We start from the raw sequence: 16,189 nt of genomic DNA, 5'->3' as shown, positions 1-16,189 counted from the left end.
ATTCACTCCCAGAGTTTCCTCGCAGGGTGCCCGATTCTTCAGGAGGCGCTTGCTCTATCCATCTGAGCCACAGCCCCAGTTGGTGAACCGTTTTGATTATAGCAGCTAATGTCAATTTTGATTTTTTTTTTGACGATCACCGATCGCCAGTTGCGAGTTTCGCAGCGATGCGGGCAAAGTTTTCTGCTGCGGTGAGTTGACCGGCACCGTAACAGGCGCGCTGCCTCCATGCGGTGACGGGGAGATGTCCGAGGGGAGCATTTTCGCTGAAGGAGAGCTCGCTGTAATATTTCCAATTTTCCTGAACTCGCCAGCCGACTCGATCGCAAAATTCAGTATAATTGCCTCCGCTAGTTTCCCAAATCTGCTGTTGAACGCTCAACCCGAACCGCCCGCTGCTGTATTGTTGCCAAAGTTGGTCGATCGTGCGAAGGTCTGTAGCAGGAAAACTGTCAATATCGGCTGCACTCAGCCAGCCTTCGTCTTCCCTGACAGCGATTTGCAGCAAGATTTCCCAAGTGTGTTCGTCAGCTTTGCGCCATTTTCCAGTTTCTAATAGCTTTGTCAGTTGTCGGTAGTCCATCCCCACTTCCGAGATAGCCGGAGTTTTGTCAGGTATAGCGGCGATTTTATCTTCCAGCCGCAGTAGAGTGCTGACAATCAATTCGGGGTTTAGTTGTTCGAGGCGGTACAAAACCCATTCTAACTGAGATTGAATGTACGTGCTGGCGATCGCACCTTGCTGCAATTCCCCCTGCAACTCATCAAATTTAGCTGACCAATTTTGTTGATTGCGGGTCAATTCCCACATTTGTTTTGCCCACTGCAATCTAACTTGTTCTTTTTTTAAATAAGTTTTGGAAGGCTTAGCACGTTGCGGGTAGGGAGTCAAATCCCAGCCGCAAATCGAGCAAAGCTCTGCTTTTTCTTCTATGTATTCAGCACCGCACACTGGACAGTTAGACATATTGCCATTTATTCGGTTGCCAAGTAATTATAAGACATCGGGTAAATTAACCATAATTCGATTAGGTACGCACTTCGCACCTGACAATTACAGTCGATCTTTAGTAATGCGGGCAGTTCGCACCCGAAAGTTAGAGTTATTTATACCGAGCTAACAAGGCAAGCGAATAGTAAACAAACTGCCTTTACCCAACTCTGATTTTACCTGGATCGTGCCGCGGTGAGCTTCGACTATTTGGCGGCATAGGTGTAGTCCCAAACCTGTACCGGATTTCTTGTGAGTTCCCGGGCCAAACCTTTCAAATAACTTTGCTTGTTCGGTGGAAGAAATGCCTGCGCCGGTGTCTTGAATCTCGATGATTACCCATGCCAGCGGTTGGTTTTTGAAGCTTGTATAAGCAGGTGAATTTGCAGCTTTTAAGCGGACATCTATTGAGCCGCTGTCAGTGAATTTAATCGCATTTCCGATTAAATTTGTCAACAAGCGGTGCAGCTCCAGACGATCGCCCGGATACTTCGCAATCGGAGCACTTTCTGCACTTTCTGTCAAGTCTAAATTCAGGGACAAATTTTTAGCATCGGCTAGGGGAGCTAGTTCTTCAGCTACCTCGGTAATAAGCTGGCGCAAGTCCACCGGAGCGAAACTTAAGGATTTGCGGCCTGCTTCGTAGCGGTAAACTTCCAGCAGCATATTTACCATGGCGATCAGGTTTTGGTTGCTGCGAACCATCGTGCCGAAAGCGTCGCGCATGGGAATGGAAATTTCTCCCAAAGCTCCTTGCTGCATTAAAGTTAGCATTCGATCGGCTGCTACGAGGGGTGTCCGCAAGTCGTGAGCGAGTCGGGAGACAAAATCTTCGCGCTGGAGGGCGATCGAATTGCGTTCGTCTACGCTGTGTTTGAGCCGCAGGAGCGATCGCACCCTCGCCAGCAGTTCGTCCATTTCAACTGGTTTGCGGATGAAATCGTCTGCTCCCATGTCAAGTCCCTGGACTACGCTAGCACTGTCGTGAGCTGTAATCAGCAAAATTGGGATAAAGGGCAATTCCTTATTTTGTCGCATTCGCTGGGTGACTTCGTAACCGTCCATTCCCGGCATCATTACGTCTAGCAGCACCAAATCCGGGGCTGATTTGTCAATTTCGCTCAAGGCCGAAAAGCCGTTATCGGCCGTGCTAATTTCATAACCTTCTTCTTCCAGAATTGTCTGTACCAACAAAACATTATCGGGTGCGTCGTCTACCACCAGAATGCGATCGGCTTTTGTGGCATTCGGAACAGATAAATAATTCATTTATGTGGCTGGAAATAAATACTAACTTTAATCTTGCATCAATTTATGTTTTCACATTTTTCCACTTATTAACTCTGTCATAAGGAAGATCTCAAAATTTTATCCAATCTTTTTACATTTGAAGACTCTGCCGTGATATAATTTCCTATTTTATTGTCATTGTATGCACGCCGTCCCAATCGTCTGGCGGGGGTACTTGCAAATAGCTGAGGGATCGCTCGATGTGAACTTCCACAGGTCGATCGCTCGGTCGCATAACTAAAGCCTCCTCAAAACAACTAATAGCTTTGTGAAAATTTCTAGCAATATAAGCATCCCGACCATTGCTGTAAAGTTCCAAAAACCGAAGGGTTTCCCCGTCGATAGGATCGGCACTATTTTGCAGCAACTCGTAAATTCCCACCGGCTGATTTTTGCCTTTAACCCGCACCTTGTCCAACTCTCGCACCCAAATCCGTTCCTTGCACAAACTGTATGTAAATTCGCTCAAAATGATATCGCAGCAGTACTCCTTTGTAAGCTGTTCCAATCGCGAGCTCAAATTCACCGCATCCCCGATTACCGTGTAATCCATCCGCTTTTCGGAACCAATGTTTCCCGAAACCACCTCTCCGGAACTAATCCCTATTCCGAAGCGAAACTGATTTTCGCCGGGGCGAGAATCATTAAACTCTTTCAAACGCCGGCGCATATCTAAAGCCGACTGAACTGCCATCCAAGCGTGAATTTCGGGAGGATTCAGCGGCAGCGGGGCGCCGAATACGGCCATTAAAGCATCGCCAATAAACTTGTCTAAAGTACCTTCGTAGTGGAAAACTGCCTCCACCATCGTCTCAAAATACTTGTTCAGCAGGGATACCACCTCCGACGCTCCTAGATTTTCGGTCAGGGTGGTGTAGCCGCGAATGTCGGAAAATAAAATAGTTACTTCTTTGCGTTCGCCCACCATGAGCGCGCCTTCACCCAAAGCCATTACTTTATCTACGACTCCAGGAGTCATGTAGCGGTACATGGTATTTTTCATCCGCTTTTCGCGGCTGATGTCTTCGAGTACAACTAAACCGCCGCGCACGCCGCCTTCAGGATTGAGCAGCGGGTTGACAGTCAAATTCAAACTGCGTTCAATTACTTTAATTCGAGATTTATTGATTGGCAGCGGACAATAAGGGTGATACAGGGCAGAATTTCGCAGCGCAAATAGAGATTGGGCATTAGCTAATTCTGCCAGGGCTAATTCCTCACTCCACGCGCGGTTTTCGCCCCAAGCGTAATATAAATTTGGATCCGTGCGATCGGGTACAGCCAAAATATAACTTTCTTCTTCAGTGTCTCCTGCTTCAGTTTCTGTTGCTGCAGAACCAAACGTTTTTTCCACCAACAATCCCAAAGTTAAACTTTGTTCGGGAACGTAATGTCTGGCAGCATTTTTGAGACTGTCTTCCAGTCGAAATTGCAAATTGTCGATCGGCACAACTTCCCAAACATAGCGATTCACCAGTTTATCTTCCCAAATCTGGAGATTCTGTTTGCTTTTAGCTTGATTTACCGGACAGCCCAACAATTCTAGTGCTGCTTCGTTGATCGTCACAACTCGGCCCTTCAAATCCGTAGAAATTACTGCATCAGAAAGACTTTGCAGCATATCTTTCTGATACTGCTTTTCCACCATCACATTCTGAAACAGTTGAGAATTTTGCAGCGCCATTCCCGCTTGGGAATTAAACGCTCGCAAAAACTCTTCGTCGGAAGTAGTGAAAGTGCCTTGGTTCTTATTAATTAGCTGAGTTACCCCGATCAGCTCACCTTTAGCATTGTGCACCGGCATGCACAAGACAGTCCGAGTGCGGTATCCGGTTTGCTGGTCTGTAGATGGGTCAAAGCGGGGATCGTCGTAAGCATCTGTAATATTTAAAGGTTGACCGGTCGAAGCCACGTAGCCTGCAATTCCCTTATTCGCAGGAATGCGGACTTCGACGATCGTTTTGCCGTCGGCCTTAGCGACTTTTGTCCAGAGTTCGTTGGTTTCCCGATTTAACAAAAATAGCGTGCTGCGATCGGCCTGCATCAAGTCGCGAGCTTGATCCATGACAGCGCGCAAAGTTGTTTCCAAGTCAAGACTTTGACCCAAAGTTGTGGTGGCTCTCAGAAGCGCTGCAACCCCTCGCTGGTTGCGGGCTACGACGTAGAAAGACTGACAGCTTTCGAGAATAATCCCGATCGAATCAGCAAAAGCCTGAAACTGTTGTTCGTCTTCCTCGCTAAAAGGGACATTGCCAGCTTTATTCAACAGTCTGACCACCGCTACGGGTTCGTGTTGGCTCTTGCTGCTAAAAATCGGCATACAGAGGATGGTCTCGATCTCGTAGCCCGGTGGTTCGTCTACTTCAGAATTAAAATGCTCGTGGGTGCGAGCCGAGGCGACATTGATCGATTTTCCGGTAGTTGCTACGTAACCTAAAATGCCTGCATCCATCGGCAAGCGAATTTCTACATCTTCGCCCGTGAGCAAATCGAGTGTTTTGTGCCAAAGTTGATTTTTGCTGGAGTCAACCAAAAAAATTGTTGTCCGGTCTGCTTGCAGAATTTGACCAATTTTGACAGTGAAGGCATCTAACAGTTGCTCTAAGAGAGTTTCGAGTGCTTCATTGTTAATCAGGTCCATCGCCCGGATAAATTGCTGAAATTCAGCCGTGATAAAGTCGAGCAGGCACACTAATTCAGGAACTGGCAGGCTCTTAACACGGGAGGTCAATGCCCCCATAAAATTGACTTGAGTCAGTGTAGCCAGAACGCTACCAGCATTGGAGAATGTCATGATTAACTGCTTTCTCAGAGGGGTAGAGTGACCCGCAGGTCGATCGGCGCTAGATTCTGCGGCGGTGCGAACTCTTGAAGTTGTTTGCTTTTCAAGCCGGAACTCGCTTGTCGCTTTGATGAATCGCGAGTTCAAAAGTGGGGCACGCAACTTCAGTTTGCTTGTTATGTATGCTCGATCGATCTTTTTTTTTACAACCTCAATACTGATGAGGGTTCGTCAATTAAAGCTGAACAGGAGTTCGGAACACTGCCAGCCTAAAAATTAGCTTCCATCCAGGCTTTGGTTCGATCGAGCAGGGCAAGGTGAATTTGACGCTTTGTGCTCGGCTGCTGCGCGGTATGACTGTGTTAGCGTATTCGGCGACCGTATGCGGTCTGGTGAATAGCGCTCTAGAACCGCCGCGCGCGAGAAATTCCTACAAAGATACTCATAGTTTAATGCTAAACGCAGCAGCAGGATAGGTACAGTGATCTAACTACCTAAAAATTTCGATCGGTCTTTGATAAAATCGGTTCTCGCTACAAACTGACGATCGAACCGCAAAGCTAATACACGTTTCAAAAAAAATGCAACTCTAAACAAGCTCCAAACCCTTAGTTCATCAGTCATTAGCAATTTTTTAATCTCAAATATCAAATCTCAAATGGCATAAGCTGTCGGTGCTGTTTAAAGGCACGACAGCTTAGCTTATAGCATTTAGGCCGCTCTGGGCATGGACTGGGCAAATACCACCGATTGATAGTAGCGCTGCAGTTGTGCGGCGGCGGCGGCCCAACCCCAGCGTTCGGCTTCTTTGCGAGCGTTTTGGCGCAGGGTTTCCCGTTCTTCGGGATTCGCAAACAGACGCTGAGTGGCGGTCACAGATCCTCCTTCATCGGCTGGGTCAAATAAATATCCGTTAACGCCGTCAGTGACGATATCGGGAATTCCGCCGCTGCGCGCCGCCACTACGGGCGTCCCCGCAGCCATTGCTTCTAGGAGGACTAAGCCCAGGGTTTCGGTGCGGGAGGGAAAAATGAAGGCGTCAGCCGATGCGTAAGCTGTTGCGAGTTCTTGCCCCTTGAGGTAGCCGACAAAATTAGTGGGGGTGCCGGCAAAATATTGTTCGAGATTTTGCCGGTGCGGGCCGTCTCCAACTAGGGCGAGGCGGGCGTCGGGAATGGCTGCGAGGACTGGTTTGATGCGTTCGATTTCTTTTTCTGCACCGAGGCGGCCGACATACAGCAGCAGGGGGCTGTCTGGGTTATTTTCCGAAAGGCGCGATCGCATTTCTCGACTTGCCAATTCCGGGACAAACATTTCCGTATCTACACCGCGCTGCCACAAATCTACCCGATCGATCCCGTGGTTTCTGAGTTCTTCCACCATCGCTGTTGAAGTGCACAGATTCAATTCTGCTTGGTTGTGAGCTCCTTTGAGCAGTTCCCACAATAAAGGTTCGAGGACTCCAAAACCGTAGTGGTGCAAGTATTTGGGCAAATGCGTGTGGTAAGAAGCCAAAATCGGAATATTGAACTTTTTCCCGTAATATATACCGCCCAATCCCAAAATAGCGGGATTGACAACATGAATAATATCCGGTTTAAACTGCTCTAATTGGCGACCGACAGCCGGAGAAGGAAGTGCCATTTTTAATTCCGGGTACATCGGCAAAGGCAAACCCTCCACACCGTAAACTCGGGCGCCTTTGTATTCTTTAATCCCGTAATCTGGAGAAAATATCAGAACTTGTTCGCCCGCGCGCTGCAAGTGATCTACAGTGTGAATCAGGCGCGTCACAATGCCGTCTATTTTCGGCAGAAATGTTTCAGTGAAAAGAGCAATTTTCATAAAAATAAGTTACTTAGGGAGCCGATAATCCTAGACTCTGGAAGATGTCGGGGTCGATGACAGGATACACTGTCTCACAAGGAGTCAGTAATTGCGTGCGATCGCCTCCGTTATATTGACGCTGTTGCTGCACGAATTGCGAAATATCCTCGATTTTAACAATCCATTCTCGCGCGTAACTAGCTAAAACACTGCCGCGCAAACCGAGTTGAATTGCCCGCCGATCCATTTTCGATCCATTTGGGTGATGATCCGGGTCCCATTGCAGCCGTACAGCCGAATTTTTAACAGCTTGTTGCCATTCTTTTTCGCTTCCATACACTGCTGGAACGAAATTAGAATGGACAGCAGATGCTAAAATTTCGTCCCACGCCGAGCGCTTTAGCCAAATAGCAAGAATTACTTCTTGACCCGATGAAGTACCCCATGCCGATCGATACATCATCCATAGAAAGTTTGGCTTAATCCAACTCATACGATTCAGGCTGAATTCCCCCCCGAAATAACCATTTTTGGCTGCAAAATGACCGATCGCCGGACGGTAGGCTTGGTACACTACGACCGTATGTTCATCAAATTGTGCCAGAATGTGACCACCTGTTTTCGGCCATTTACTTGCCTGGTTTAAGTATGGTTCTGTTACCAGCTTCACCACAACTAATTACTCTCCTGATGTTTCTGGGGGGCAACATACAAACTCCGTAAATTCCAATCGATACAATTATCCCACCTAAAAGCAATCCCACACCTTCGGCAAAGCAATTAATTCTGTGAATTTCCTGTGCAGTTTTAGCAACTAAGATTTCCCTTTCCCCAGCAGCAGGCGATTCGCTAACAGGCGCGGTAGTTTTGATTGCTCGCCGTCAGTCCAGCCCATTCCGGTATTAAAGAATAAGCACAGACTGCACTAGCTGAAAATCCCGCCAGAACCACCAAAAGCAACAGAATGAGAATTCGACTTTTCACGGCTTGATTCCCAAAAAGTCAGCAGTAAAAACCTAATGCAATTTTTCAATTCAGCGCAGAGGACGCAGAGAACACAGAGCAAAAGATAAAAAAGGATAGATATGAAAAAAGTAATCTACAGCCAAATCCATGCAGAACTTGCAAACATTTCCCCTCTCTTCCCTTCTTTTCTCTTTCTTCGCGCCCTAGCGCTTAAGCGCGGCTTCGCCTAACGCGCCGAAAGCGGTTCGTTAAAAAATCTCTTACCCCGCAAACAGATACCAGAACTTACTTCCAAGAAACCTTCGGCAAAATCTGGTTTTTATCCACACGGTGCTGATATTTTGTAGCAAAATTCAGCAGAGAATCGAGCAGGGAATCTGAGAGATAGTGCGGTTGCAAACCGAGATCTAGCAAATTGGTGTTTTTGGCATTGAAATAATGTTCTTCTTTCTCGACTCTGGGATTTTCGATGTTGTTGATTTCTACTTTTAATCCCATTGCCATGCCTGCTTTTTGCACCAAGGAGGCTAAGTCGCCGACGCTGAATTGTTCGGTGAATTGGTTGAAGACGCGGAATTGTCCGGCTTCGGCGGGGTTGGCGATCGCCAATTCCACGCACCGCACGGTATCCCGAATGTCTAAGAAGCTGCGGGTTTGTCCGCCAGTGCCGTAAACCGTCAGAGGATGACCGATCGCAGCTTGGATGCAAAATCTGTTCAATGCCGTACCGAATACTCCGTCGTAGTCCAAACGGTTGATCAACAGTTCGTCCATGCCGGTTTCATCTGTGAGCACGCCGTAGACTACGCCCTGATTTAAGTCGGTGGCTCTTAAACCCCAGATTTTGCAAGCAAAATGGATGTTGTGGGAGTCGTGGACTTTTGACAGGTGGTAGAAACTGCCTGGTTGTTTGGGATAGGGTAGTGTATCCTTGCGCCCGTTGTGTTCGATCGTAATGTAGCCTTCTTCAATGTCAATATTCGGCGTGCCGTATTCGCCCATTGTCCCCAATTTCACTAGGTGACAGTCGGGGAAGTCTTCGCGGATGGCGTACAGCAGGTTGAGTGTCCCGACGACGTTATTGACTTGGGTGAGGACTGCGTGTTCGCGATCGATCATTGAGAAAGGTGCCGAACGCTGTTCGCCGAAATGGACGATCGCCTCTGGTGCAAATTTTCTCATGCTTTTGCTGAGAAAATCGTAGTTGGTGATGTCACCGACGAACAAGTCGATCGACTTGCCCGTTAAATCTTGCCATCGCTGGAGTCGTTGCTGAATCGGTGCAATGGGAGTGAGGGTGTCGCTGCACAGTTCCAGATCCCAGTGCCGCCGCACAAAGCTGTCGAGGATGCCAACTTCGTAACCCTTGTTGGAAAGGTAGAGTGCGGTTGCCCAACCGCAATAGCCATCGCCACCAATAACCAGGACTTTCATAAATCAACGGTGAATCTTGCTTGCCAATACTGGGTTAATGTACCAGGTAATGGTGCATTCTGAACCTTTAATCAAGCGTGTTCGGCCAGGAGGGAATCAGTTTTTTTTCATTAAACCTGAATTTCGTCGGCGAAACTGGCCCGGCGGGTGAATTCAAAAGGCCCGGCGAGTGCTCCCCAGACGTGGGCGTCGGTTTCTGGGTCACGCCCGCGATCGTGGCTGATAAATTTGTCTTGGTCTATCTCGAATTCGCTGTCTAGATAGGTTTTTTTGCCGTTTCTGACCACGGCACAGCCTTTTCCTGGTTCGACAAACCCTTTGAAGCTGTTGCCCGTCCACTGCGTAATAAAGGTGCAGCCGGGAAGCAGTGTCAGTTGTGGTTTTGTGATTTCTTGCAGCCGTTGCGGGTCGCGGGAAGCGCCGTAGAATTGTTCTTCGTTTTCTATGGCATAATTTTCGATGTCGATTCGATCGCCCACCGGCACTAATTTCAAAACTCGGACTCGGTACGGTACGTGGAGTTCGATATCGTAGGCTTGTTCTAAGTACAAGCTGAGCCCATCCAAAAGTTCGACGGGCAAAGGTCTCATGCAGACGCGGATGTGGGCGAAGAATGGCGGGTTTTCAAAGGCTTGGGCTTGGTTGCTGAAATCTGCTGCCATCCAGCGGCCGAGGGTGACGATATCGGTGGAATGAGTCATTTCGATTTTAGATTTTAGATTTTGGATTGAGGGAGTAGAAGTTATTTTAGGGGAAATTCAGGTGCGATCGGGCTTTAGAGTCCTGACTTCTTTAAAAAGTCGGGGATTTGGGTATCCTGTTTTTTTCAGCTAGCCTTACTTATCGGGAAATCATGAAACTACAACCAGTCGAATCCAGCATGATAAAAGCTGTGGGTTATGACGAAACAACTTCTACTCTGGAGGTTGTTTTCAATAGTGGCAAAACCTATCTATATTCTGAAGTGCCGAATAATGTCTATTTAGAACTGATGGACTCTGATTCCAAAGGGAGTTACATGAGAGATTGTGTTATTGACTGCTATCCGTACCAACAGGTGAAGAAACGGCGGCGGTAAGTACGGCATTAATCTAGGCGTTTTGAATATCTAATCGCGATTTTTGCGATCGACGAACTCTCGCCCAGATTTTTTGATTGTGGAGGTGAGAGGAACAATTGGAATTGCTGGATACTCACCATTTGTTTACCACTCGGTGTCCCCAATGCGATCGTCCGTTTCCCAATTACCAAAATCCCCCGTCCATTTTTAAGCTAATTCTAGTTTCATCTTGTCATCAATATTTGAGTCTATATCTGACCCAAGTTATACCAATTACTTTATAGGAATCTCAATTACAAAAATTGTCCCGCTGCTGACGGTCGAATCACAGGTTAATTTACCCCCATGTTTTTTGATAATAGCATAGCTTACAGATAAACCCAAACCTGTACCGCTACCCACAGGTTTAGTTGTAAAAAATGGCTCGAATATGCGTTTTTGAATATCGGTAGGAATCCCGCTACCATTATCAGCGATCGCAATTCTTACCCACTCTTTTTCTCTGACTTCAGTCTGAATCTTAATCAAAGGATGTTTATTAGTTTTACTAACTTGTTTTAGAGCATCAAGAGCATTACTAATAATGCTGAAAAATACTTGATTCATCTCACTCGCATAACAGGTGACACGAGGAAGGTTGCCATACTCTTTAATCAGTTGTACCTTGGGTTGATTATCACTTTCTTGGAAGCGGTTTTGTAAAATTAGTAAAGTGCTTTCAATTCCGGCGTGTAAATCTACCGCTTTCATGTCTGCTTCGTCTAAGCGCGAAAAATTACGCAAACTCAGGACAATTTGCTTTATCCGTTCGCTACCTGCTTTCATTGATTGCAGAATTTTACATAAATCTTCTCCGATGAATTCCAGCTCAATTTCCTCAATTTTTGCTTGAATTACTAATTTTTTTTCAGGATATTCTTGCTGATAAAGCTCCAGCAACATCAGCAAATCTTGAACATACTTTTCTGTAGGTTGAAAATTACTATGAATAAAAGTAATTGGATTGTTAATTTCGTGTGCTATCCCCGCTACGAGTTGACCGAGGGCTGACATTTTTTCACTCTGAATTAGTTGCGATTGGGTTTGTTGTAAATTTTTCAATGTTTGCTCTAAATCAAAAGCTTTTTGGCTTAGCTCTTCTGTTTGTCGCTCTACTTCCGCTTCCAAGGTTTGAGAGTAGTTCTCTACTTGTTCGTACAAACGGGCGTTTTCAATAGATATAGCAGCTTGAGCACTAAGAATTTGGAGGGTTTCGATGCGATCGCTTGTAAACGCTCCAACTGTTAAATTATTTTCTAAATACAAAATCGCGATCAATTTTCCCTGTTTGCTAATCGGAATACATAAAGCTGATTTAGGCTGCTGGGTGATGATATAGCGATCGCCTGCAAATTTAGCATCAGCACTCAAGTTATCAAAAACCGCCATTTTTTGACTTCTGGTTACAGAATAAATCAAACTTTGGGGTAATTCTTGACATTCAACTAGAGGAATTTGCCAGTTTTCTATATGGTTTTGATTAGCTTTCGCCACTACTAACCATTTTTCCTCTTGATGAATCACTAAAATTCCAGTTTGCGCTCCCGCATGGGCGATCGCAATTTGCATCAAAGTGGCTAACAGTTTCTCTAATTCAATTTCTTGAGAAATAGCTTGTGCTGCTTTCATCACCGCCGGAAAATCCAACCATAAATTCTGGCTGTTGCTGTTACTGGTGCTACTTAAGCTTCTCACCAGCGTTGGAGAGATTGTTCCCTCAGATATGATAGCTCGTTTAGTCGGTTGGAGAATAGCTCCTAGTAGTTGGGGATAGTGTTGTTCTAAATAAGCAACTTTCGCCTTCGCACCCCATCGGGTGTAACAGTAGTATGCTTCCTGCATATATCCAGAAGCAAATTTTTCTTTGCCCCAGCCCAGATAAAATTTAGCTGCTAGTTCATTAGCTAACGCTTCTTCTTGGATATATTGGTTTTTTTTGGCTCCGGCAATTGCGCGATCGTACAAATCTCCGGCTTCATAATTCTTGCCTAAAACTCGGCATTTTTCGGCCTCTACTAAGTTAACTTTATGTTGGTAATTCATGGGAGCATGGTGCGCCCATTTCGCCAGTGTAGTTTGATGGGTTTCTACCTCCTCAAGAGTGTTAGCTCTATCAATCTCTGACTGCGTAGAAAATACGGCCCAGTAGGTTAACCCGGCATAAAAATGCAAAACAGGAGTGTGAATCATTGCAGTCGCTACCATCAAATATGCCTTAGCTTGGGGAATGTAGTCTAGGGCGTTGGTGTAGTTGCCAAAAAGATAGGCAAGCATTAGTTTGTAGTTACTGGCAACAGCGAGCGCAGTAAACTCACTATCCTGATGGTGTTGAGGAAACATCACGGTTTCATCATAAGCCTGACCGATTAACAAATCCGGTTGATTGACAATTTCCCTCAAGTTCTGCACCGTCTGTTGTGTCATCCTCACGTAAACCAGAGGAGAATATTGCTTGACAGCCTCTAAGGCAACACAGTAATTTTCTATTTCTGCTTCCCAAACATCAATCTCTACTCCTGAGAAAAAATTATTATATAAATAGCAACTGAAGCTAAAGCCAGCATTTAGAAAATCACCTGTTTCCATGCCGACCAAGTAGGCTTCTTTCTCCATTGGAATTGTTCCCCTCAGTGCTTCTTTGCGATGGTGGATAAAAGAGCTAAACCAATTTAAAGTCATACATTTAAATTCCCGCCAATTCAACTGATTGAATAAGCTCAGTGCTACTCGCCCAAAGCGATAACCTTGTTCTACTTCTCCAAAAAAATCAGACAGCACAATGCCATAACCCACATACCCGATTGTTGATGCGGGTGCATTGCCAAATTCGAGTGATAGACTGACCATTGTGGCGCAAAGCAGAGGCTGCAAGGCAGGATTTCCCATAAAAATAGCTGGAAACAAGATGCCTAACAGTTGCATGGCCGCCATTGTCCGAGGATCGCTCATTACAGGAAGGTTAACCAGTTCCTGAATCTGTTTACCCTCCATTTGACTGGCAAGGTTTTGCAGTGTAATGCGTGTCAAGGCTTCGTCAGTTTCACAGGGGAGTTCAATGCCCAATTGTGCTAGGGCATTTGTGCCGATAGTGATCGCTTCTAACATCTGACTCTGAGTTGTCAGTGCGTGAATTTGAATCTCAAATATTTTGACTTTATCGAGTATTGTTTTGGCCGATCGCAAAACCAGATCTACCATTTTTTCCATACCATCAAAATCGGCATTCAAGTAGGCAGTTTCTGCCGCCGCTACATACAGATTGAGGGTTAATTCATACTGAGTTTGCCAACAGTCTGGGGTTAGCAACTCTATCCCTATTTGCACAAAACTTCTGGCGGCTGAATAGGCTGTAGAATTTCTGGCTTTCTGTCCGGCTGCTAAGTTTAGTCTGGCTAAGGCTTCTCGTTCTTCAGCTTGAGTAATTAACCCACTTCCTACATTCAAATGCCCGACAATATCAAATAGATTTTCTTCCTTTTCTATCTCTGATAAGTTTTGTTGGAGAAGTTGACCAATTTTGAGATGAGTTGCCTGTTTTTTGTTTTTTGGAATCAGAGAATAGGCAGCTTGTTGAACGCGATCGTGCAAAAATCTGTATCTAGCATTTTGTTTATTAGCATTTTTATTTTCTCGGCTGAAGTTATTATTTCCTTCAAGCTGATAAAACTTATAAACATTACTAATCGGTAAAATCAAACCCTCCTGCAATGCTCTCCATAACACAGTGGCTGCCTCTGTTTCCGATTGTTCTGAAACTATTGCCAAAGTATGCAAATCGAACTGCGCCCCACTACAAGCAGCCAACTTTAAGACATCCTGAGTTGGAATTGGTAATTTCTGCAATTGTAATGCCATGAATTCAACGACATCATCAGTAATTGCCAAGGCGTTGATTTGGGAAATATCGCACTGCCAATGCTGGATATCCCAATTAAAGGTAATTAACTTGTCATCGTGTAAAGCTTTGAGGAACTGAGTTGCAAAGAAAGGATTGCCCTTGGTTTTTTGATAAACTAATTTTGTCAAAGGCAGGGCAAGAGATAGTTCGCAATTTAGCGTATCTGCTACCAATTGATTAATATCCGATTCTCTTAATGGTGGTAATGTAATCGTATTTACCGTTGCCCCAGTTTTGAGCAGTTCATCTACGGTTAAGATAAATGGATGTACTGGTGACACTTCATTATCTCGATAAGCACCTAATATCAATAGATATCCTGTATCTTGTTGCCTCAATAATGAGAGCAAACTCAATGATGCAGAATCAGCCCATTGCCAGTCATCTAAAAACATCACCAAGGGATGTTCTTTACTGCTAAAAACTTTGACAAATTTTTGAAATAATAAATTAAAGCGATTTTGGGCTGCTGTTCCTGATAATTCTATGGCTGGTGGCTGTTTACCGATGATGTTTTCTAACTCAGGAATTACATCAATTAATACTTGCCCGTTTTCTCCCACTGCTGCGAGAATATTGGTTTTCCATGTTTGCAATTGCTTTTCTGATTCTGATAATAGTTGCCCGATTAAATCGCAAAAAGCTTGTACGAATGCTGAAAAGGGAATATTCCGTTGAAATTGGTCATATTTCCCTTTAATAAAATAGCCGCGTTGCCGGACAATGGGTTTATGCACTTCATTTACCACTGCGGTTTTCCCAATGCCTGAAAAACCCGCTACTAGCATCATTTCTGTTGTGCCATTGGCGACGCGATCGAAGGAATTTAATAGTTGATTGACTTCGGCTTCTCTTCCGTAGAGTTTTTCGGGAATTAGGAAGCGATCGCTGATATCTCGCTTGCCTATTTCAAAAGGTTCTATTGTGCCTGTAGTTTGTAGTTGAGCTAGACAGATTTCTAAATCGTGCTTAATTCCCAAGGCACTCTGATAACGATTTTCGGCATTTTTTGCGATCAGCTTAGTGACAATTTCTGACAAAGCTAGGGGAATTCCTGAATTAATTTGATGGATGGGTATTGGCTGTTTCGCCAGGTGACAATGTACCAATTCGATTGCATCTTCCGATCTAAATGGCAAGGTTCCCGTCAATAATTCATAAAATGTAATTCCCAGAGAATAAAAGTCACTTCTATAGTCTATGCCTCGATTCATTCGACCAGTTTGTTCGGGAGAAAGATAGGCTAATGTGCCTTCTAAATGATTAGTATTCTGAATCTCTAGGGTTTCTCTTGGTAGGAGAGAAGCAATACTAAAATCAATTAATTTGATTTCTTTTGTTGCGGGTTGGATCAGAATATTAGCGGGTTTTATGTCTTTGTGTATGACTCTATTTTGGTATAAGTAGTGCAAAATTTCTGTTATTTTAATAGATATCTGAAGAAATTCACCTAAAGGTAAATATTGATATTGGGGCTTTTCATCCGTGGCTGTTTGGAGATAGTCAGATAGGGAAATTCCACCAAAGTCTTCCATGACTAAGGCATAGCTATTTCGATATTGTTCTAGGGTTAATGGCTTGATAATACTGGGAAATTCGAGATTTTTGGCAATAGTATATTGGTTGCGAAATTGAACGATTTCGTTAAAGTTGGGGTATTCATTTCGCAGTAATTTGATGGCGACGGGTTGTTGGTCACTGGTACGGATTCCTCGATAGACAAGGGTGCGCGTACCTGTGTATAATTGCTCTGTGATTTGATAATCTGGTAAGTTGGCGATCGCATTCATAATTTGTTAAGCTAATCTTAAGTTATTTTGGCTGCCCAAGTAGCAGTATTTCCTTGTTTGAGATAAATTGCTAAACAAGCTCGATCGTAGCTAATTACTTGTCACATATTAT

General features: G+C 44.9%; 10 protein-coding genes. 1 reads left to right on the top strand and 9 read right to left on the bottom strand.

Going from position 1 to position 16,189, the window contains the following annotated elements; translation table 11 throughout:
• Positions 1-136: 136 nt before the first annotated feature.
• The 8 genes from QUA80_RS21240 to QUA80_RS21205 all read right to left on the bottom strand — a co-directional run bounded on the left by QUA80_RS21240 (position 137) and on the right by QUA80_RS21205 (position 9,991).
• Positions 137-967: a GUN4 domain-containing protein gene (locus QUA80_RS21240; protein WP_333427067.1), complete on the bottom strand. Its 831-nt coding sequence runs from the start codon at positions 965-967 to the stop codon at positions 137-139.
• Positions 968-1,117: 150 nt separating this feature from the next.
• Entirely contained in the window at positions 1,118-2,260 is a 1,143-nt protein-coding gene (locus tag QUA80_RS21235; protein ID WP_333427066.1) for a hybrid sensor histidine kinase/response regulator, read from the bottom strand.
• A gap of 145 nt (positions 2,261-2,405) precedes the next feature.
• Positions 2,406-5,075 carry a GAF domain-containing protein gene (locus QUA80_RS21230; protein WP_333427082.1) on the bottom strand — a complete coding sequence of 890 codons (2,670 nt, stop codon included), beginning with the start codon at positions 5,073-5,075 and terminating at the stop codon, positions 2,406-2,408.
• A gap of 699 nt (positions 5,076-5,774) precedes the next feature.
• Positions 5,775-6,908 (bottom strand): glycosyltransferase family 1 protein, encoded by a 1,134-nt coding sequence (locus QUA80_RS21225; protein ID WP_333427065.1) that lies wholly within the window; start codon positions 6,906-6,908, stop codon positions 5,775-5,777.
• Between the two features lie 13 nt (positions 6,909-6,921).
• The gene (locus QUA80_RS21220) at positions 6,922-7,563 is read right to left on the bottom strand and encodes a DUF4291 domain-containing protein (protein ID WP_333427064.1); all 642 of its coding nucleotides are present in this window, start codon (positions 7,561-7,563) and stop codon (positions 6,922-6,924) included.
• A 176-nt stretch (positions 7,564-7,739) separates the two neighbouring features.
• Positions 7,740-7,874: a hypothetical protein gene (locus QUA80_RS21215; protein ID WP_333427063.1), complete on the bottom strand. Its 135-nt coding sequence runs from the start codon at positions 7,872-7,874 to the stop codon at positions 7,740-7,742.
• 267 nt (positions 7,875-8,141) lie between these two features.
• The gene (locus QUA80_RS21210; protein WP_015175194.1) at positions 8,142-9,290 is read right to left on the bottom strand and encodes an NAD-dependent epimerase/dehydratase family protein; all 1,149 of its coding nucleotides are present in this window, start codon (positions 9,288-9,290) and stop codon (positions 8,142-8,144) included.
• A 110-nt stretch (positions 9,291-9,400) separates the two neighbouring features.
• On the bottom strand, positions 9,401-9,991 hold the full coding sequence (locus tag QUA80_RS21205) for a chromophore lyase CpcT/CpeT (RefSeq protein ID WP_333427062.1): 591 nt from the start codon (positions 9,989-9,991) through the stop codon (positions 9,401-9,403).
• A gap of 152 nt (positions 9,992-10,143) precedes the next feature.
• Here QUA80_RS21205 and QUA80_RS21200 point away from each other — a divergent pair, with 152 nt between their 5' ends.
• Entirely contained in the window at positions 10,144-10,368 is a 225-nt protein-coding gene (locus QUA80_RS21200; RefSeq protein ID WP_041622401.1) for a KTSC domain-containing protein, read from the top strand.
• Positions 10,369-10,623: 255 nt separating this feature from the next.
• Here the strand turns inward: QUA80_RS21200 and QUA80_RS21195 are convergent, their stop codons facing one another.
• Positions 10,624-16,077: an AAA family ATPase gene (locus QUA80_RS21195; protein ID WP_333427061.1), complete on the bottom strand. Its 5,454-nt coding sequence runs from the start codon at positions 16,075-16,077 to the stop codon at positions 10,624-10,626.
• Positions 16,078-16,189: the final 112 nt, after the last annotated feature.

The organism is Microcoleus sp. F4-D5 (assembly GCF_036704885.1).
GTDB lineage: Bacteria > Cyanobacteriota > Cyanobacteriia > Cyanobacteriales > Microcoleaceae > Microcoleus.
This window is presented reverse-complemented; position numbering and strand designations above follow the sequence as displayed.